Origin of the sequence: Halomonas sp. Bachu 37, from assembly GCF_039691755.1 — a bacterium.
GTDB lineage: Bacteria > Pseudomonadota > Gammaproteobacteria > Pseudomonadales > Halomonadaceae > Vreelandella > Vreelandella kashgarensis.
The window spans coordinates 2,105,716-2,123,552 of sequence record NZ_CP137552.1; the positions used below are offsets into that span (position 1 = coordinate 2,105,716).

At 61.3% G+C, this 17,837-nt stretch carries 17 protein-coding genes; 8 read left to right on the forward strand and 9 right to left on the reverse strand.

Annotated features, from left to right (window positions below; genetic code table 11):
• Positions 1 to 52: 52 nt before the first annotated feature.
• Positions 53 to 1,150, reverse strand: a complete 1,098-nt coding sequence (locus R5M92_RS09640; protein WP_346795712.1) for a LysM domain-containing protein — start codon at positions 1,148 to 1,150, stop codon at positions 53 to 55.
• A 248-nt stretch (positions 1,151 to 1,398) separates the two neighbouring features.
• Here R5M92_RS09640 and def point away from each other — a divergent pair, with 248 nt between their 5' ends.
• From def to R5M92_RS09675, 7 genes are all read left to right on the forward strand, one after another.
• A complete protein-coding gene (gene def / locus R5M92_RS09645) occupies positions 1,399 to 1,911 on the forward strand; it encodes a peptide deformylase (RefSeq protein WP_346795713.1) in 513 nt (170 codons plus the stop codon).
• Between the two features lie 157 nt (positions 1,912 to 2,068).
• Positions 2,069 to 3,055 carry a methionyl-tRNA formyltransferase gene (fmt, locus tag R5M92_RS09650; protein ID WP_346795714.1) on the forward strand — a complete coding sequence of 329 codons (987 nt, stop codon included), beginning with the start codon at positions 2,069 to 2,071 and terminating at the stop codon, positions 3,053 to 3,055.
• Positions 3,052 to 4,386: a 16S rRNA (cytosine(967)-C(5))-methyltransferase RsmB gene (gene rsmB / locus R5M92_RS09655; RefSeq protein WP_346795715.1), complete on the forward strand. Its 1,335-nt coding sequence runs from the start codon at positions 3,052 to 3,054 to the stop codon at positions 4,384 to 4,386. The genes fmt and rsmB overlap by 4 nt, the downstream gene beginning before the upstream one ends.
• Before the next feature lie 79 nt (positions 4,387 to 4,465).
• Positions 4,466 to 4,672: a dodecin gene (locus R5M92_RS09660; protein ID WP_346795716.1), complete on the forward strand. Its 207-nt coding sequence runs from the start codon at positions 4,466 to 4,468 to the stop codon at positions 4,670 to 4,672.
• Positions 4,673 to 4,774: 102 nt separating this feature from the next.
• Positions 4,775 to 6,148: a Trk system potassium transporter TrkA gene (trkA, locus tag R5M92_RS09665; RefSeq protein WP_346795717.1), complete on the forward strand. Its 1,374-nt coding sequence runs from the start codon at positions 4,775 to 4,777 to the stop codon at positions 6,146 to 6,148.
• Positions 6,149 to 6,239: 91 nt separating this feature from the next.
• Positions 6,240 to 7,688 carry a TrkH family potassium uptake protein gene (locus tag R5M92_RS09670; RefSeq protein ID WP_346795718.1) on the forward strand — a complete coding sequence of 483 codons (1,449 nt, stop codon included), beginning with the start codon at positions 6,240 to 6,242 and terminating at the stop codon, positions 7,686 to 7,688.
• A gap of 54 nt (positions 7,689 to 7,742) precedes the next feature.
• Positions 7,743 to 9,005 (forward strand): TraB/GumN family protein, encoded by a 1,263-nt coding sequence (locus R5M92_RS09675; protein WP_346795719.1) that lies wholly within the window; start codon positions 7,743 to 7,745, stop codon positions 9,003 to 9,005.
• Positions 9,006 to 9,018: 13 nt separating this feature from the next.
• Here the strand turns inward: R5M92_RS09675 and R5M92_RS09680 are convergent, their stop codons facing one another.
• Positions 9,019 to 9,645, reverse strand: coding sequence for a flavin reductase family protein (locus tag R5M92_RS09680; RefSeq protein WP_346795720.1), 627 nt, complete (start codon positions 9,643 to 9,645; stop codon positions 9,019 to 9,021).
• A gap of 35 nt (positions 9,646 to 9,680) precedes the next feature.
• Entirely contained in the window at positions 9,681 to 10,436 is a 756-nt protein-coding gene (locus tag R5M92_RS09685) for a tRNA-uridine aminocarboxypropyltransferase (RefSeq protein WP_346795721.1), read from the reverse strand.
• Positions 10,437 to 10,593: 157 nt separating this feature from the next.
• On the opposite strand from R5M92_RS09685, the gene bioB reads away from it, so the two are divergent.
• Positions 10,594 to 11,673: a biotin synthase BioB gene (bioB, locus tag R5M92_RS09690; RefSeq protein WP_346795722.1), complete on the forward strand. Its 1,080-nt coding sequence runs from the start codon at positions 10,594 to 10,596 to the stop codon at positions 11,671 to 11,673.
• Here bioB and R5M92_RS09695 read toward each other — a convergent pair.
• The 6 genes from R5M92_RS09695 to dctP form a co-directional block, all read right to left on the reverse strand.
• A complete protein-coding gene (locus R5M92_RS09695) occupies positions 11,660 to 12,418 on the reverse strand; it encodes an NAD-dependent deacylase (protein ID WP_346795723.1) in 759 nt (252 codons plus the stop codon). The genes bioB and R5M92_RS09695 overlap by 14 nt on opposite strands.
• Positions 12,419 to 12,452: 34 nt before the next feature.
• Positions 12,453 to 14,219, reverse strand: a complete 1,767-nt coding sequence (gene aceK / locus R5M92_RS09700; protein WP_346795725.1) for a bifunctional isocitrate dehydrogenase kinase/phosphatase — start codon at positions 14,217 to 14,219, stop codon at positions 12,453 to 12,455.
• Positions 14,220 to 14,304: 85 nt separating this feature from the next.
• Positions 14,305 to 14,712, reverse strand: a complete 408-nt coding sequence (locus tag R5M92_RS09705; protein WP_346795726.1) for an ion channel — start codon at positions 14,710 to 14,712, stop codon at positions 14,305 to 14,307.
• A gap of 146 nt (positions 14,713 to 14,858) precedes the next feature.
• Positions 14,859 to 16,172 carry a TRAP transporter large permease gene (locus R5M92_RS09710; RefSeq protein WP_346795727.1) on the reverse strand — a complete coding sequence of 438 codons (1,314 nt, stop codon included), beginning with the start codon at positions 16,170 to 16,172 and terminating at the stop codon, positions 14,859 to 14,861.
• Positions 16,172 to 16,678 (reverse strand): TRAP transporter small permease, encoded by a 507-nt coding sequence (locus tag R5M92_RS09715; protein ID WP_346795728.1) that lies wholly within the window; start codon positions 16,676 to 16,678, stop codon positions 16,172 to 16,174. Before R5M92_RS09715 ends, R5M92_RS09710 begins: the two co-directional genes overlap by 1 nt.
• 60 nt (positions 16,679 to 16,738) lie before the next feature.
• Complete coding sequence (dctP, locus tag R5M92_RS09720; RefSeq protein WP_346795729.1) at positions 16,739 to 17,737, reverse strand: TRAP transporter substrate-binding protein DctP; 999 nt, start codon at positions 17,735 to 17,737, stop codon at positions 16,739 to 16,741.
• Positions 17,738 to 17,837: the final 100 nt, after the last annotated feature.

The window sequence follows — 17,837 nt, forward strand, 5'->3', positions numbered from 1 at the left end:
TGGTCTCCTTGTTTGTTGTCATGACGCGGTGGCTGCCGGCAGGTAGCGGGCATCACTGCTGCGTTTGTGACGTCCGCTGTGCATCAGGATTGTACACGCGATCGCCCACTTCCAGAGTTCGCGAGGCACGCATGACCAGGGCATAGCTCACCCGGTCGTAAGGCCGAAATACCATTACCACGCCCGCTTCGTCACCCGGTAGCTGGAGCACGTCCCGGCTGCGCGGGTCGTTGACTCGCTCACCCTGCTGCTCGACACGCAGCACATGCCCCGGCTGCAGGCCGTCTTCGGTGCCCAGATTCAGCGTAATAACCTGCAGCCGCCCGACAAAACGCACGCCACCGGGTACCGCGAGAATATGCCCTTCCACCTCACGCTGTGGGGCTCGCGGCAGGAAGCGACTCTCCAGCAGACGGCTCTCCAGCGGCAGGATAATGTCGTTGTTGCGTACTTCCATACGCGCGCTCAACACCTCCAGTTTGGCGATATCGCCCTCCTGGCGCATCGCGCGGGCCTCGCCGACACTTTCCAGTTCCTGGCCGAGCAGCTCCCCATTGGGGCCGAAATAGGACTCGCCGACGCGGTAGATGCCGTAATGCCCCGCCGGTACGACCGTGCCCCGCGCGTAGATCCTGTCGCCGGCACCGCTGATCAGGCGCCGCTCATCCCCGGCCACCACATAGGCCAGCTCGTCGATGGCATCGGGGTCGTCGACGATTCGATGGTCACGCAGGAAAGCTTCCACGGTTTCCATGGGAATGGGCTCGATGGCTTCACGTCGCGGCGGAGTGCGTATCTCCGGCGACAGCTTCACCACGTTCTTGCCCCGCGCGAGCCCCAGGCACGGCCTGCCGCCACAGTCGTAAAGATAGATTTCATCGCCGGGATAGATGCGGTGCGGGTTGCCGATTTGCGGATTGACCCGCCATACCTGCTGCCATCGCCACGGGTCGTGCAGAAAACGTCCGGCGATGTCCCATAGCGTGTCTCCCCGAACCACGGTATAGCGCTCGGGCGCCTGGTCATGCAGGCTTTCCCAGGTCGCCGTCTGTGCCGCCGCCGCTGCGGGCAACAGCAGGCCGAGTGCCAGGGCAGCAAGCCAGCCCCGGCGGTTGCCGTTACGGCCGTGTCGCGTGCGGCTTGTCGTCATGCTTGTGTTCCTTTCATTGTTTTCCTCTCGTCGCGGCCATCCAAGGAACCTTCCCGGCATGGTATAGTCTCACGCTATCGGCATGATAGCCGGCCGAAGGTGTCATCGCTCTCCCTCGCCCACTAGAATGCCCACCAGACATGAGTGTCGCTACCGTCAGTCTGAAGATCGTCCGGCGATGATGACAGCCGACAACACTGGCGACCGACCAATTCCACCAATGTCAGCATAACGGTGATGACAACGCCATGGCCAAATTACCCATTCTTGAATTCCCCGACGAGCGCCTGCGCACCAAGGCAGCCGCCGTGGAAACCGTGGACGACGAAGTACGCCGGCTGGTAGACGACATGCTGGAGACCATGTACGACGCCAGCGGCATCGGCCTTGCCGCGACCCAGGTGGACGTTCACCGTCGCGTCGTCGTCATGGATGTCAGCGACAACCGTGACAGCCCCCTGGTGCTGATCAATCCGAGCTACGTTCCCGTCGGCGACGAGCGCGAGCCGTTGCAGGAAGGCTGCCTGTCGATTCCGGAGTACTACGCCGACGTGCCGCGCGCGCTGAAGGTGCAGCTTAAAGCCCTGGACCGTCACGGCGAGCCCTACGAACTGGAAGCCGACGGCCTGCTGGCTCACTGCATCCAGCACGAATGCGACCACCTCGAAGGTGTGCTGTTCGTCGACTACCTGTCGCCGCTCAAGCGCGACCGGGTGATGAAGAAAATGCAGAAGCGCCACAAGCAACTGCAGGAAGCCTGATGCGCCGCCTTCGGGCGAGTGCGAAATCACCATTCGAGGCCGGGAAAGCGCTCTTCATGAGTTTGTTTTCTCGGCCTTCTTCGTGACAGCCCACTCGGCTATCATGAATGCCTGTTTTCCCATGAATGCCATACTTTCTCGCCCAGGTGCTTGTTTCATGTCACGTTCGTTGCGCGTTGTATTCGCCGGCACCCCCGATTTTGCCGCCTCCACCCTTGCCGCCCTGCTGCAAAGCCACCACCAGGTGGTCGCGGTATATACCCAGCCCGACCGCCCCGCCGGGCGCGGGCGCAAACTGACGCCCAGCCCGGTCAAGGCGCTGGCGCTCGACCATCAGCTGGCGGTGCATCAACCCGCCAGCCTCAAGGAGCCCCAGGCCCTGGCGGAACTGGCGGCGCTGGAAGCGGATATCATGGTGGTGGTGGCCTACGGCCTGCTGCTGCCCCGCGCCGTGCTGGAAACTCCCGCGCTTGGCTGCATCAATGTCCATGCGTCGCTGCTGCCGCGCTGGCGCGGGGCGGCGCCGATCCAGCGCGCCATCGAAGCGGGTGACGCCGAATCCGGCGTGACCATCATGCAGATGGACGAAGGCCTGGATACCGGTGCCATGCTCAAGGAAGTACGGACGCCGATCACCGCCTCCACGACCAGCGCCAGCCTGCACGACACTCTCGCGACACTTGGCGCCGAGGCCCTGGTCGCCACCCTGGATCAAATCGCCGCGGGCGAAGCGCAAGCCACGCCGCAGCCGGAGCAGGGCGTGACCTACGCCGCCAAGCTTTCCAAGGCCGAGGCCGAGCTGGACTTTTCCCAACCCGCCAGCGTGCTGGCCGCCCGGATTCGCGCTTTCAACCCCTGGCCGGTGGCCTGGTGCGTGCTGGGAAATGAACGCCTGCGGATTCTCGCCGCGACGCCGGGTACCGGCGAGCCCTACTCAAGCCCTCCCGGTACCCTGCTCACACCGGGCGACGGGAATCTGCGCATCGCCTGCGGCCCTCAGGGACAGGATGTTCTCGAGGTCAGCCAGGCGCAACTGCCCGGCGGCAAGGCCACGGCCGCCCGTGAGCTGCTCAATGCCGGCAATAACCGCCTAGCCCCCGGCGTCCGCCTGGGCAACTCCAGCCAAAAAGGAGAAACCCCATGAACCGTGCCAAGCCAACTACCGGCGGCAGCGGCAAGGAAGTGCGTGCCGCCGCCGCGCGTGCCTTGGTTCCCGTCATCACCGCCAAGGGATCGTTGGCAAGTCTGGACGAGCACAGCGTGATCGCCCGGGATCGTGCCTTGTTCAAGGAGTTGTGTTTCGGCACCTGCCGTCGGCTACCGCGTATCGAAGCGCTTGCCGCCCTGCTGCTCAAGCAGGCGTTCAAGCCCCGCGACAGCGATATCCACGCCCTGCTGCTGGTGGGCATCTACCAGTTGCTCTACCTGCGCATTCCCGCCCACGCGGCGGTGGGGGAAACCGCCGGTGCCGCCAGGCTGCTGGGCAAGAGCTGGGCGACACGCGTGCTAAATGGATGTCTGCGGCGCCTGCAACGCGAAAGCGAGGCCCTGCAGGCCGAGGTCGACCAGGACCCCAATGTGGCGCTGGAACACCCGCCCTGGCTGCTCGACGCGTTGCGCCAGGCGTGGCCCGAGCAGTGGTGCGCCATCGCCGAGACCAACAATCAGCCGGGGCCGATGACGCTGCGCATCAACGCGCGTCACCTGGACCGCGAGGCCTACCTCGAGAAGCTCACCACACAGGGTCTGGATGGGTTCCTGTGCCCTCACGCCCCGGACGGCATCACCCTGCAGAATCCTTGCGATGTCGCCGCGTTGCCCGGCTTCGCGGCGGGACAGGTCAGCATTCAGGACGAGGCGGCACAGCTCTCGGCAGCCCTGCTCGGCCCGGCCCTGGCACCCCGCCCCGGCGCCCGGGTACTGGACGCCTGCTGCGCGCCGGGCGGCAAGACCGGCCACCTGCTCGAGCAGTTCGATATCGAATTGACCGCACTCGACAGCGATAACACCCGCCTGGCCCGGGTGGAGGACACCCTGTCGCGGCTGAAGCTCGACGCAGAATTGCTGCATGGCGACGCCACCACGCGGGATTGGTGGGACGGTACGCCCTTTGACGCCATCCTGCTCGATGCACCCTGCTCCGGCACCGGCGTGATTCGCCGTCATCCCGATATCAAGCGCTTGCGACGCGAGAAGGATATTGCCGCGCTGGCGAACCTGCAGGCGCGCATGCTCGATACGCTCTGGCCCCTGCTGCGTACCGGCGGTACGCTGCTTTACGCCACCTGCTCGGTGCTGCCGCAGGAGAACGCCGAGCAGATCGACGCATTTCTCGCGCGTACGCCGGATGCCGTGGTCACCACGCCCGAGGGGGTGGCCTGGGGCATCCCCAGCGGCAAGGGACGCCAACTGTTTCCCACCGAGGGCAGCCACGACGGCTTTTTCTATGCCAGACTAGAGAAACGCCCAAGCTAGGGCGCCACGGTGCATAAGCGCGCCGACCTCGACGAGGTTACTTACATTTTAGCGTTACCATCACACAAGGAAGGAGCTTATGAGTCATCACACTTACAAGCATGTCGAATTAACGGGTTCTTCGGAAAACGGCATTGAAGATGCGATACAGAGCGCGCTTACCAAGGCCGCCGGCTCCATCGAACACATGCGCTGGTTCGAGGTGACCGACACCCGCGGGCACATCGAGGACGGCCGGGTGGGTCACTGGCAGGTGACCATCAAGGTCGGGTTTACCCTGGAGTAAGCGCACCCTACCTGCTTTTTTTCGGCGGCTGGTTTACACTGGCCGCCGATTTATTGCGGCGCACAACCGGCGTCGGCATTTTGCAACGGATGTCCTCAAGCGATGAAGATCATCATTCTCGGTGCCGGCCAGGTCGGCGGCACTCTGGCCGAACATCTGGCCCGTGAAGAAAATGACATTACGGTGGTGGATACCGACACCAACCGACTGCGCGAGCTCCATACCAAGCTGGATATCCGTACCGTTACCGGACCCGGCTCCTACCCCATGGTACTGCGCCAGGCCGGCTGCGCCGATGCCGACATGCTGATTGCCGTCACCAACAGCGACGAAGTCAACATGATTGCCTGTCAGGTCGCGCATACCCTGTTTCGCACCCCGTCCAAGATCGCCCGGGTGCGCGCCACCGCCTACCTGACTCGCAAGGGCCTGTTCGCCCATGAAGCGGTTCCCATCGATGTCCTGATCAGCCCCGAGCAGGTAGTGACCGACCACGTACGGCGCCTGATAGAGCATCCAGGCGCCCTGCAGGTACTCGATTTCGCCGGAGGGCTGGTGCAGCTGGTCGCGGTCAAGGCGTTTTATGGGGGCCCGCTGGTAGGCCAGGACCTGGCCTTCCTGCGGCGGCACATGCCCAACGTGGATACCCGGGTGGCCGCCATCTACCGGCGCAACCGGCCGATCATTCCGCGCGGCGACACGGTGATCGAGGCCGATGACGAGGTCTTCTTCATCGCCGCCCGTCGCGACATCCGCGCGGTAATGAGCGAGCTGCGCCGGGTCGAGCGCGATTTCCGCCGCGTGGTCATCGCCGGCGGCGGCAATATCGGCGAGCGCCTGGCCGAACATCTCGAGCATAGCCACCAGGTCAAGATCATCGAGCACAGTCTGGAGCGCTGCACCCAGCTTTCCGAACGCCTCGACCGTACCGTGGTGCTCCATGGAAGCGCCACCAGCAAGCGGCTGCTGGAAGAGGAGAATATCGAGGATTGCGATATCTTCTGCGCGCTGACCAACGACGACGAGGTCAACATCATGTCGTCGCTGCTGGCCAAGCGGCTGGGCGCCAAGAAGGTGCTCACCCTGATCAATAACGCTGCCTATGTCGATCTGGTCCAGGGCGGCGAGATCGATATCGCCATCTCCCCGCAGCAGGCCACCATCGGCAGCCTGCTGACCCATGTGCGCCGCGGCGATATCGTCAATGTCCATTCGCTACGCCGGGGCGCGGCGGAGGCCATCGAGGCCATCGCCCACGGCGACAAGCAATCCTCCAAGGTGGTGGGCCGGGCCATCGGCGACATCGAGCTGCCCGCCAGCACTACCATCGGTGCCATCGTGCGCGGCAAGGAGGTCATGATCGCCCATGACGACGTGGTGGTGGAGTCGGGTGATCATGTAATCCTGTTCGTGATCGACAAGCGACGCATCCGCGATGTCGAGCGCCTGTTCCAGGTCGGCCTGACGTTCTTCTGAGCGGCTCCATCGCTCTATTTGCCCAGGGTCCGCAGCCCGCTTGCGCCACGTTTCTTGAGCCATGCTTTTTGAGACATAGGAATATCCGCCAATGAGCCTAAGGGTCATCCTTCGCATTCTAGGGCTGCTGTTGATGCTGTTCAGCCTGACCATGCTGCCGCCGATACTGATCTCGCTATGGTTCAAGGACGGAGTATGGCAGGCCTTCGTCACCGGTATCGCGATCACGGTGGTCACGGGACTCTTGCTCTATCTGCCTAACCGCCATGCCCGCAAGGAGCTGCGCATCCGCGATGGTTTCTTGATCGCGGCGATGTTCTGGACGGTACTGGCGATGTTCGGCTCGCTGCCGCTGATGCTGTTCGGCGACGAGTCGCTATCGCTCACAGATGCGGTGTTCGAGTCGTTTTCCGGCCTGACCACAACCGGCGCCACTGTGATCATCGGCATCGATTTCCTGCCGCAATCGATTCTCTACTACCGTCAGCAGTTGCAGTGGCTGGGCGGCATGGGGATCGTGGTCCTGGCGGTGGCGATACTGCCCACCCTGGGGGTCGGCGGCATGGCCCTCTACCGCACCGAGATTCCCGGCCCACTGAAGGATTCCAAGCTCACCCCGCGCATCACCGAGACGGCCAAGGCGCTGTGGTATATCTACGCCACGCTGACCATCACCTGCATGGTGGCGTACATGCTGGCGGGGATGAACTGGTTCGACGCCCTGGGGCATAGCTTCTCCACCGTGGCGATCGGTGGATTTTCCACCCATGACTCAAGCATCGGCTATTTCGATAGCGCCACCATCGAGCTCATCTGCATCGGCTTCATGCTCATCTCGGCCTTCAGTTTTAGCCTGCATTTCATCGCCTGGCGCGAAAAACGCCTGACCCATTACTTCCAGGACCCCGAAGCGCGTTTCCTCATGCTGTTTCTGCTGGGATTGACCGTGGTGACCGTCGTTACCCTGTGGCTTACGCAAACCTACGATACCCAGTTGGGCCTGCGCCACGGCCTGTTTGAAGTCGTCTCGGTGGCCACCACGGCGGGATTCGCGGTGGCCGACTTCTCCGCCTGGCCGGGAGCGCTGCCCTTTTTGCTGTTCGTGGCGGCGTTCGTCGGCGGCTGTTCGGGCTCGACCGCCGGCGGCATGAAGGTCATCCGCATCATCCTGATCCTGAAGCAGGGCATGCGCGAGGTGATGCGCCTGATCCACCCCAACGCGGTGATCGCGGTCAAGGTGGGCAAGGTGAGCGTTCCCGATGGCATCGCCCAGGCGGTGTGGGGATTCTTCTCCGTTTACGTGTTGCTGTTCTTCCTGATGCTGGTCGGGGTCATGGCCACCGGAGTGGACCAGGTGACCGCCTGGTCGACGGTCGGCTCCGCGCTCAACAACCTGGGCCCGGCGCTGGGCGATGCCACCAGCCATTATGGTAGCCTGCCCATGCTGGCCAAATGGATACTGGTCGTCGCCATGTTGTTGGGGCGTCTGGAAATCTTTACCGTACTCGTCCTCTTCACCCCGGCCTTCTGGCGTCGCTAGTCAGGCACGACCATGACTGCGAAGATAACCTATTGATTGATTTGAGAGCCCTTGATGACTCAAGACCATGACCCTGCGACAGCACCTGCCGATACTGCGGCAAGTCCTGCTCAAGCATCCACAACCAGCGGACCAATAAACGTTATCGAGGTGGGCGCCACTCGCTATACCCTGCTGGGCACCGCTCATGTCTCGGCCGAGAGCGCCGAGGATGTACGCCGCCTGATCGATAGCGGCGAGTACGACGCGGTGGCGATCGAGCTGTGCGACTCACGCCATCACAGCATGACCAATCCCGATGCCATGGGTGAGCAGGATCTGTTCCAGGTGTTTCGTGCGGGCAAGGCGGGCATGGTCGCGGCCAGCCTGGCCCTGGGGGCTTTCCAGCAGCGTATCGCCGAGCAGTCCGGTATCCAGCCCGGCGCCGAGATGCGTGCGGCCGTCGAGGAGAGCAAAAAGCGCGACCTGCCCTTGCTGCTGGTAGACCGGGATGTTGGCGTCACCCTGAAACGTATCTACCGCAACGTTCCCTGGTGGCAACGCTTCGGCTTGTTTTCAGGGCTATTGGGCAGCGTGCTGTCACGCCAGGAAGTTTCCAGCGCCGATATCGAGAAGCTCAAGGAAGGCGACATGCTGGAAGCCACCTTCAACGAGTTCGCCGCCGAATCCGAAGCGCTGTATACGCCGTTGATCCGCGAGCGCGACCGCTACATGGCGCTGCGCCTGATGGAAGACGCGCCGGCGGGACGTTACCGCAACGTGCTGGTGGTGCTCGGCGCCGGCCACCTGAAAGGGACGGCCGAGCACCTGGCCGCGCCATTGCCCGAATCGCCTACGGTTGAGCGCGAAGCGCTGGAAGCCACGCCGCCGCCGTCCAGTATCTGGAAAGCCTTACCCTGGGTTATCACCGCCCTGGTATTGACCGGCTTCGTCATCGGCTTTTCTCGCAATACCGAGCTCGGCTGGCAGTTGATCGTCGAGTGGTTCTTGATCAACGGCGTGCTTTCCGCACTCGCGACCGTGGCCGCGCTGGCGCATCCGGTGACGGTCGTTGCTACATTCTTCGCCGCCCCGCTCACTTCACTCAACCCCACTATCGGGGCGGGGTTCGTCGCTGCTGGGGTCGAGCTTTACATGCGCAAGCCCAAGGTTCGCGACTTCTCGACCCTGCGCCACGATGTGACCCAGCTGAAAGGCTGGTGGAAAAACCGCGTCTCCCGCACCCTGCTGGTGTTCATGCTGGCCACGCTGGGCTCCGCCGCCGGCACCTGGATTGCCGGCTTCAGGATTGCCGGCGCCCTGTTCGGCAGCGGCTAAGGACGCTGCACCATCAGGCCGGGCGCTCCAGGGCGAAAAGATCCGTGCAGCGGATATAGTCCACCCCCGCCAGGCGTCCGACAGGCGCCAGGGCCGCCATATCGACATGGCGGCCGTTCCATAGCTCGTCGGCGATATGGAGGGAGACCACTTCCGCCAGTACCATGCACCCCGACCGGGGCTGATCGCCGAAACGGATGATATCGTGGAGCCGACAGCCGAATGCGACCGGTGCGTTGGCAATGCGTGGCACCGAAACGCCGGCCATCTCTGTCTTCGCAAGCCCCGCCAGGACAAACTCATCCTCTCCCGGCGCCAGGCTGGCGCTGGTGGTGTTGAGCGCTTTGATCAACGCCTCGCCGCTGATATGAATGACGCACTCCGGCAACTGCTCCAGGTTGCGTATCGTGTCCTTGGCTTCACCCTTGTCGTTGAGCAGCGGGGAAAAACTCAGCACCGGCGGTGCCACGCTGGCCACCGTAAAGAAGGAGAACGGCGCCAGGTTATCTCGACCCTGCCTATCCCGGGTCGCCACCCAGGCGATCGGCCGCGGGCAGATCGAGCCCGACAGCAGCCGGTACAGTGTAGCGGCATCCATCCCCTCGTTTGTTTCATCCGCTTTCAGCAGAAACTCACTCATCCATGCTCCTTGAATCGGCTTGATCCACTATCGAATCAGCTCGGCTGAAGAGCCGCCAATCGCTGCATGGCGGGCGTCGGCTCGTCGATCTTGTGATAGAACCGGCTGGCAGCGTAACTGTCGTTGAATACGTCGAAGTAATCGTCCAGCACCCGAGCCGCCGGCTCATCTCCACTCTGGCGCAGCAACTCGATCGCCACTTCCACGGTACACAGGTGGGCGCTGGAGGCGGGCTTGCGCAGCCGATAGCGGGTCTGGCGCTGGGTGCGCAGCGGCAATACCGGGAGCCGGTCGAGATAGGGACTCTTGCGGAACATCCGCCGCGCCTGGCGCCAGGTGCCGTCGAGAATCACGAATACCGGGATTCGTGCCGTTTCCTGCGCCTGATGAACGGCCTCCATTCCCACCACGCGCTCGGCGTAATCGGGCTGATCGTCGGGAAAGATCACGAAGGGAGCGTAGCGCTTGTCCGCCAGCAGGCCCAAGAGTTCGGCATCCGGTGCGGTGCGATACCAGGTGAAGACTCGCGTATGCGGCAGGACATCCTGAATCAAGCGCCCGGTGTTGGTGGGCTTGTTGTGCTCCATGGAGTGGGTGATCAACCACACCTGGGCATGGCTTTGCGCTTCGACCTGATACGGGCAAAGGCAGTTGAGCACCGGCAGGTTGCACCCCGCGCAGCGCTCGACAAAGCTTCCCCGCGCCTTGAATTCGCGCCGGGGCGGAGTCTCCCGTCCGGTGGCAGGATCGCGTTCGTTAATTCCAGAAGATGGGGGTTCTGAATCCGGCATTCCGACTCCAGCCGTAATGAAAGAGGGCAATTATAAAGCAGCCACCCAGTGGTGACGATGGCGCCATGGAAGTAAACCAAATAACAAAACCAAGTTGACTCAAAAACCCTTCAGGTCTTACTGTCTAGTCAACCATCAATAACTAAAAGGTTTACAAATGACCACTGACGCTGCTCCACGCCACGATTGGACGCTGGCCGAGATCGATGCGCTCTTCACGCTGCCGTTCAATGATCTGCTGTTCCAGGCTCAGCAGGTCCACCGCGAGCATTTCGACGCCAACGCCGTGCAGGTTTCCACCCTGCTGTCGATCAAGACCGGCGCCTGCCCGGAGGACTGCAAGTACTGCCCGCAATCCGGCCATTACAATACCCAACTGGAAAAAGAGAAGCTGCTGGAAATCGAGAAAGTGGTAGCGCAAGCCAAGGCCGCCAAGGAGGCCGGCGCCAGCCGCTTCTGCATGGGCGCGGCGTGGCGCAGCCCCCGCGACAAGGATCTGCTGGTGGTCGAAGAGATGGTGCGCCAGGTGAAAGCCCTGGGGCTCGAGACCTGCATGACCCTGGGCATGGTGGATGGCGAGCAGGCCCAGCGTCTGGCGGCGGCAGGGCTGGATTACTACAACCATAACCTGGACACCTCGCCCGATTACTACGGCGAGATCATCACCACCCGCACCTACGGCGACCGCCTGGAGACGCTGGCCACCGTGCGTGAAGCAGGCATGAAGGTATGCTCCGGCGGCATTCTGGGCATGGGCGAAGACGCCCGGGACCGTAGCGCACTGCTGCAACAGCTCGCCAAACTCGACCCGCACCCGGAGTCGGTACCCATCAACATGCTGGTCAAGGTACCCGGCACCCCGCTGGAGAACGTCGAGGATCTGGACCCCATCGAATTCATCCGTGCCATCGCCGTGGCACGGATCATCATGCCGCAAAGTCACGTCAGGCTTTCCGCCGGACGTGAGCAGATGAGCGAGTCCACCCAGGCGCTGGCGTTTCTGGCCGGGGCCAACTCGATCTTCTACGGCGACAAGCTGCTGACCACGGGCAACCCGCAGGCCGATCGCGACAAGGCACTATTCACCAAGCTGGGCCTGCATCCAGAGACTCGCGAGACCTGCCACAGCGACGATGCCCGGCAAGCGCAGCTTGCCCGCACCATTGCCGAGCAGGAGACCCGTCAGCGTGCGGCGGCGTTGGCCGTGGATGTCGCCGTGGATATCAACGTGACCTGAGCGGGCCGACCGAGGCCATTTCACCTTCCGGCAACCACAGCCGGCCCTGCTGCTTCCACTGCTTGACCAGGGCGGGAACGCCCTCGCCCGCCGTGGTATTGAGTGCCAGCACACCGGGCGGGCTGAGTTCATCGGCATTGGGGTCGATCACCACGCAAGGCGTGTCGTCGTCGACATGCGTAAGCAGCGAAGCAGCGGGCATGACGGCAAGCGACGTGCCCACCACCAGCAGAAGATCCGCTTCACTGACGATATCGCAGGCCTCCGGAAACAGCGGCACGCTTTCGCCGAACCACACCACATCGGGTCGCAGCTGGCTACCCTTGTCGCAGATATCGCCCATGGCGATGCCTCCCTTGGGCAGCGGATAGCGCATCCGGCCGTCCACGGTGGAACGTGCCTTCAGTATCTCACCATGCAGGTGAAGTACATGGCGCGAGCCCGCGCGCTCGTGCAGATCGTCGATGTTCTGGGTGATAATGCTGACCTTGAAGCCGGCCTGTTCCAGGTCAGCCAGCGCCTTGTGCGCCGCCCCGGGCTTGGCCTTTCGGATCTGCTCGCGACGCAGGTTGTAGAAGTCCAGTACGCGTTCGGGATCACGCCGCCAGCCCGACGGCGTGGCCACCTCCTCCACCGGGTGGTTTTCCCATAGGCCGTCGCTGGCGCGGAAGGTCTTGATGCCGCTCTCGGCACTGATACCGGAGCCGGTAAAGACGACAAGATGCGGTAGCGCTGGCTGAGTCATAACCCTCCCTGAGCCGCTCGACAGGCGAGCCTGATCAATACGTGAGCTCGCCATTCGACCCGCCGAAACGCTGTTTGTTGCGGTAGGGATAGACGTCGATCACGCGACCGTCACGAATGGCTTGCTGCAGTCCCTTCCAGTAGTCCGCATCGAACAGGTCCGGATGCAGTTGATAGAAAAGCTTGCGCATGTGCGGATTGGCGAACAGGAAGGGGCCGAATTCCTCGGGGAAGATATCATTCGGTCCCACCGAGTACCACGGCTCATCCGCCAGCTCCTGCTCGGGGTACATGGCCTCGGGAATATGGCGGAAATTGCACTCGGTAAGATAGCAGATCTCATCGTAGTCGTAGAAGATCACCCGGCCGTGGCGCGTCACGCCGAAATTCTTCAGCAGCATGTCGCCGGGAAAAATGTTCGCCGCCGCCATCTGCTTGATGGCATTGCCGTAGTCCTTGAGTACCGTCAACGTCTCCTCCTCGCCGCAGTCCTCCAGGTAGAGATTGAGCGGTGTCATCATGCGTTCGGTGTAGCAGTGCTTGATGATGACCTTGTCGTCCTTGAGGTAGACCGTCGACGGCGCCACTTCCAGCAGATGTTCGAGGCACTCGGGGGAGAAGTGGTCCTGGCGGGCGATGAAATTGGAGAACTCCTGAGTATCGGCCATGCGCCCTACCCGATCGTGGCGCTTGACCAGGCGATACTTCTCGCGCACGTTCTCCCGGCTCATCTCCTTGGTGGGATCGAACTTGTCCTTGATGATCTTGAATACCGTGCGATAGGAGGGCAGCACGAATACCGCCATGACCATGCCGCGCACACCGGGCGCAATGATGAACTGGTCATCGCGCTTGGCCACCTGGTGGTTCAGAGCACGGAAGAATTCGGTCTTGCCATGCTTGAAGAAGCCGATTGCGGCATAGAGCTCGCCCTGCGGCTTCTGCGGCATCAGTTGCTGCAGGTAGGCGACGAATTCGCCGGGTACCGTGACCTCGACCTGAAAATAGGCGCGGGTGAAGGAGAAGATGATCGATACCTCATCGGACTCGATCAGTACCGTATCCAGGTGCAAGCCGGCGCTGGCGCCCTCCTCTTCGCCGAATCCCGTCCCATGCAATACCGGCAGCACCAGCGGCACCTGCTCGCCGCCGCCGATGATTCGACCCACCAGATAGGCACCCTTGTTGCGATAGAAGACGCTTTGCAGAAGCTCGATCTCGCTATCCTGCGCCTCGAGGATCACGGATGGCAGGTTTGCGGTGAGAAATTCAGCACCCAGCTCAGCATCGCGATCAATGTCGTCGAACTGGTTGTCCAGCGGCGCTTCCTGCAAGGCCCACTTCAGTGCCGCCTGCCAGTCTCCCCGGACCGATTGACGACGGCATAGCTCGATACCGGAATGATGGGCGGCATCCTCCCGCGAGCTGTAGACGAACATCCAGTCGTTGCGAATATGGCGGTGGTGGAAGATGGAGCAGAACAGCGAGTTGAAGAACGTTTCCGCCAGCTCGTAATCCAGGCGCTGGCTGATCAGTTCCGCATAGTGATCGCGCGCTTCGCGCCAGCATTCGCAATGGGAAAGCACGTCGTGTTCGAACGTACGTCGCAAGCGGCCCAGGGTGTCCTGCACTTTCTCCTCGTAGAGGTTGATGCGCTCGGCGGAGGCTTGCTGTGCTTCGCGCCAGGCCGCATCGCGAAAACGGCGGCTGGCATCATGAGTGATTTCCTTGAAACGGGCCCGGTACTCATCGAACCCATGCAGGATGGTCGAAGCCAGGCGATAGGCGGGGGACAGCTTCACGAGTTCTCTCCGAAAATTTTATCCCAGCTTGCCTTGAGCCCCCGCTAAAAGCGAGACGACATTGGTGGTGAGTTCTGCAGGCGAGCTATTCGCCGCCGACGGCCCAGTGCTGCTGCATCTGCAGGAAGGTCAGTGATGCCGACCAGGTAATCAGCATGAAGCCGAGCAGGCCCTCCGTGCTCGTCAGCAGGCGCAGCGGCCCTTCCGGGGAGAGGTCGGCATAGCCCAGCGTGGTATAACTGAGCGAAGAAACATACAGGTGATCGAATAGGGTCACCGCTTCGCTTCCGGTGATCGCTCCTGTACCCGGCAGCTGGAGCAGTACGGCGATTCCCAAGGCGAACAAGCCGATCTCCGCCACATGCGCCCCGAACATGGCGAACATCAAAATCAGAAAGCGCTTGCGTAACCTCGACTCAGCGTAATCCAGCTTGCGGCTGACACGAATGGCCACCTCGAAGTGCAGCGCCACGCACAACAGCACTGTTATCACCGTTAACCACCAGTGCCAACACGGTCCCTGTCGTCATCATTGCTCCTTGCTATCCTTTTACGTTGACCAGCATAAGGTTAGCGGCCCCACGCATAAAATAAAGCCTCACTCTGACGAATGAGGCTGTTGTGTTACCTACCTTTAGGTTATCGGATCATGCCAGGCAACCAAGTGGCGAGTCCGGGAAAAACTACCAGCAACGCCACCAGCAGCATCGAACAGAGAATGTAAGGGATCGCCGCCGAGTAGATTTCGCGCATGGTCGTCCCCGCTGGCGCCACGCCTTTCATGACGAACAGCAGTAGCCCCAGAGGAGGCGTCGAAAAGCTGATCTCCAGCGCCAGCAAGACTACGACGCCAAACCACACCAGATCGAATCCCAACGCCTGTGCCAACGGGAAAAAGATAGGCACGGTCAGCATCATGATGGAGATTTGCTCCATGAACGTGCCCAGTACCAGCAGCACCGCAAACATCGCCAATAACATCAGCAGAGGCGATAGGTCGAAGCCGGTCGCCCAGGCAATCAGTCCCCCCGAGGCTCCCGAGAAGCCGAGCAGCTGGCTGAACGTGGCCGAGCCGAACACGATCAAATAAGCCATCAGGGTGACTTTCAAAGCGCCGGCCACAGAAAGTTTGAATGCTTCCCATGTCATACAGCGGAAGATGAACGCCAGGATGATGACCCCCAACGCGCCAAACGCAGCGGCTTCAGACGGGGTGGCAAAACCAATCAGCATTAACGCAACGATGATGACCATGACACTGAGCATGGGCAGGATGTCAGTCACGATCAGCTTCAGCTTCGCCGCCATCGGCACCGGTTCGAGTTCGTAGTTCGGCGCCGCTAGCGGGTCCAACTTCGTTTGAATGAAGATGGTGGCAATGTAGAAGCCTGCCAGCGTCAGCCCCGGCAGGATACCTGCAATCAGCAAAGCGCCGATATCCACTTTTGCCAATGTCGCTAACAGTACCGCAAGCGCGGAGGGTGGAATAATGATCGCTAAGCCACCGGTTCCCAGGATCGGGCCAATGGCCATTTTCTTTTTATAGCCACGGCGCTCCATTTCAGGTACCAACAGCGACCCCATCAACGCCGTAGAGCCCATGGAAGAGCCGCTTAACGTGGAAAATGCCGTGCCGCCTACGACCGTGACGTACGATAAGCGCCCCGGTACTTTACCCATGAGTTGGTCCACGGCATTGAACATTTTCATGCCCAACCCGGTGCGAAAAAACAACTCCCCCATTAACAAGAACAGCGGTATTGGCACTAGGTTGAAACTAGATAGCGCGCCAAACCCGTTATTGAGCATCTGTAGGATGCCCGCTTGCCCCCCCATGAAGTGCCATGCACCAATCACATTAGCGGCTAAAAAGGCCAGGGCGATGGGGGTGCCAATCGCCATAAAGAGCAGAATGAGCGACAGCAAAAAAGCGAGCGCAAAGTACCATTCCATTATTCTTTAATCCCCGCTTCGCCACTATGAAGAATGTCTTGACCCACGACAAAGCGGCCAAACTCGATTGCCATCAACGTAAAACTGATAGGGAATACAAGGGTCAATATCCACTTAGGCACGAAAAAGGCGCGTACGTCATAATCGTTACGTTCTATATTCATCATGACCAAGTCCAACCCCTTCCATGCCAGTACACCGCACACCACGACACACAGCAGTGACACCCCCCTGCTAAGCACATTCAGCACCGGCGGCGGCAGCACCGAGGTAAGCAGTTCGATATGGACGTGTCCTTTTTGGCGTACCAGCCACGGCGCCCCCAGGAGCGTGAGGTAGAACATGGCGTACTCGGTCGACAGAAAGAACCAAGCCGACGGCTGAAGCCCTAAGTTACGAATGATCACCGAGAGCACCACGGCCACCATCAGCCAGACCAGCATGATGGCGGCGAGCAGAGCCATGCCGTTAAGCAGCAGCAGATAGCCGCGTTGTGCGTAGCGCATAAGATACCCTGGAAAATAGCCACAACACGGGGCGCGCGATGGCTCGGCGCCCCCTACGTTTTATAGATCGTTGAATTTTTCGATCAGCGTATCGTAGTGCTCAAGGCCCATCGGGTGACGCTCCATCTGGCGACGCATGCGCTCCCAGGTCGCCTCTCGGGCAGCATCGGAGAAACGCTGCGCCGCCTCGCCTTCCAAGGTAACGACCTGCATGCCATCGGCTTCCAGCTGTGCCTGCTGCTCATCGGCTAGCGCCGCCAATTGTTCGGCGCTCTCACGCTCGTGCTCGATGGCGACCTCCTGCAGGATTTGCTGGGATTCTTCGCTGAGCTGGTTCCACTTGTTCAGGTTGACGATGACGCCCATGTCCGTGGAGAAGAAGGCAGGATCGACCCGGTAGTTGAGGAAACGATCCCAGTTGAGATCCGTCAGGCCGATCTGCGTCCAGCCGGTGGCATTGACCACGCTGCGCTCAAGGGCCGCGTAAACGTCGGTCGTCGGCAGGCTAATCGGCTGCGCTTTCAAATAGTCCTGAAAGAAGGCGTCGTAAACGGGGTTACTGCGCAGGCGCAACCCCGAGATACTGAGGTTGCCCTCTTCGTCCAGGCTCGGCTCGTCAATGGTGTAGAGGTTGTAGCTGACCCCGCTGTCGAACCAGCCCAAGTAATAGGTCCCCATTTTTTCCTGGTGGATCTGGTTGAGTAGGTCAATACCACCATTCTCACGGGCATAAATGGCATTGGTATTGGACGCTACCATGGCATCCCGCTCGGGTACCGTGCCCGCATAGAAACTGGCGGCGGTGTAAGCCATGTCCACCACGCCGTTGCGCACTGCGTCCGGCTGTTCGGAAAGCCCGAGGACCTCAGGGCCGCCACGCACGTTGATCTGCACCACGCCCTCGCCACGCTCGTTGACCTTGTCAACGAACGCTAGAAAGCTCTGGGTGTAAATCAGCGAAGGAGGAAAAGCATGGACAGCGTTGATTTGGTCCACCGCCAAGGCATGGGTAGAGGCCAGCGCCGTGAGCATGCCCAACGTAAGGGTTACTTTTTTCATGTGTGTCTCCTGCACAAGGTGATCTGTTGTAGCGGTTATTGTGTTGATCTACTGCCTAAAACCATTGTTGCAAGCGTGCGTCGTGTTGTTATCGGCCCGT

What these genes read in the sequence shown, in the direction of transcription:
- R5M92_RS09640 (WP_346795712.1), bottom strand. Translation starts at nt 1,150, where the DNA reads ATGACGACAAGCCGCACGCGACACGGCCGTAACGGCAACCGCCGGGGC.
- def (WP_346795713.1), top strand. Translation starts at nt 1,399, where the DNA reads ATGGCCAAATTACCCATTCTTGAATTCCCCGACGAGCGCCTGCGCACC.
- fmt (WP_346795714.1), top strand. Translation starts at nt 2,069, where the DNA reads ATGTCACGTTCGTTGCGCGTTGTATTCGCCGGCACCCCCGATTTTGCC.
- rsmB (WP_346795715.1), top strand. Translation starts at nt 3,052, where the DNA reads ATGAACCGTGCCAAGCCAACTACCGGCGGCAGCGGCAAGGAAGTGCGT.
- R5M92_RS09660 (WP_346795716.1), top strand. Translation starts at nt 4,466, where the DNA reads ATGAGTCATCACACTTACAAGCATGTCGAATTAACGGGTTCTTCGGAA.
- trkA (WP_346795717.1), top strand. Translation starts at nt 4,775, where the DNA reads ATGAAGATCATCATTCTCGGTGCCGGCCAGGTCGGCGGCACTCTGGCC.
- R5M92_RS09670 (WP_346795718.1), top strand. Translation starts at nt 6,240, where the DNA reads ATGAGCCTAAGGGTCATCCTTCGCATTCTAGGGCTGCTGTTGATGCTG.
- R5M92_RS09675 (WP_346795719.1), top strand. Translation starts at nt 7,743, where the DNA reads ATGACTCAAGACCATGACCCTGCGACAGCACCTGCCGATACTGCGGCA.
- R5M92_RS09680 (WP_346795720.1), bottom strand. Translation starts at nt 9,645, where the DNA reads ATGAGTGAGTTTCTGCTGAAAGCGGATGAAACAAACGAGGGGATGGAT.
- R5M92_RS09685 (WP_346795721.1), bottom strand. Translation starts at nt 10,436, where the DNA reads ATGCCGGATTCAGAACCCCCATCTTCTGGAATTAACGAACGCGATCCT.
- bioB (WP_346795722.1), top strand. Translation starts at nt 10,594, where the DNA reads ATGACCACTGACGCTGCTCCACGCCACGATTGGACGCTGGCCGAGATC.
- R5M92_RS09695 (WP_346795723.1), bottom strand. Translation starts at nt 12,418, where the DNA reads ATGACTCAGCCAGCGCTACCGCATCTTGTCGTCTTTACCGGCTCCGGT.
- R5M92_RS09710 (WP_346795727.1), bottom strand. Translation starts at nt 16,172, where the DNA reads ATGGAATGGTACTTTGCGCTCGCTTTTTTGCTGTCGCTCATTCTGCTC.
- R5M92_RS09715 (WP_346795728.1), bottom strand. Translation starts at nt 16,678, where the DNA reads ATGCGCTACGCACAACGCGGCTATCTGCTGCTGCTTAACGGCATGGCT.
- dctP (WP_346795729.1), bottom strand. Translation starts at nt 17,737, where the DNA reads ATGAAAAAAGTAACCCTTACGTTGGGCATGCTCACGGCGCTGGCCTCT.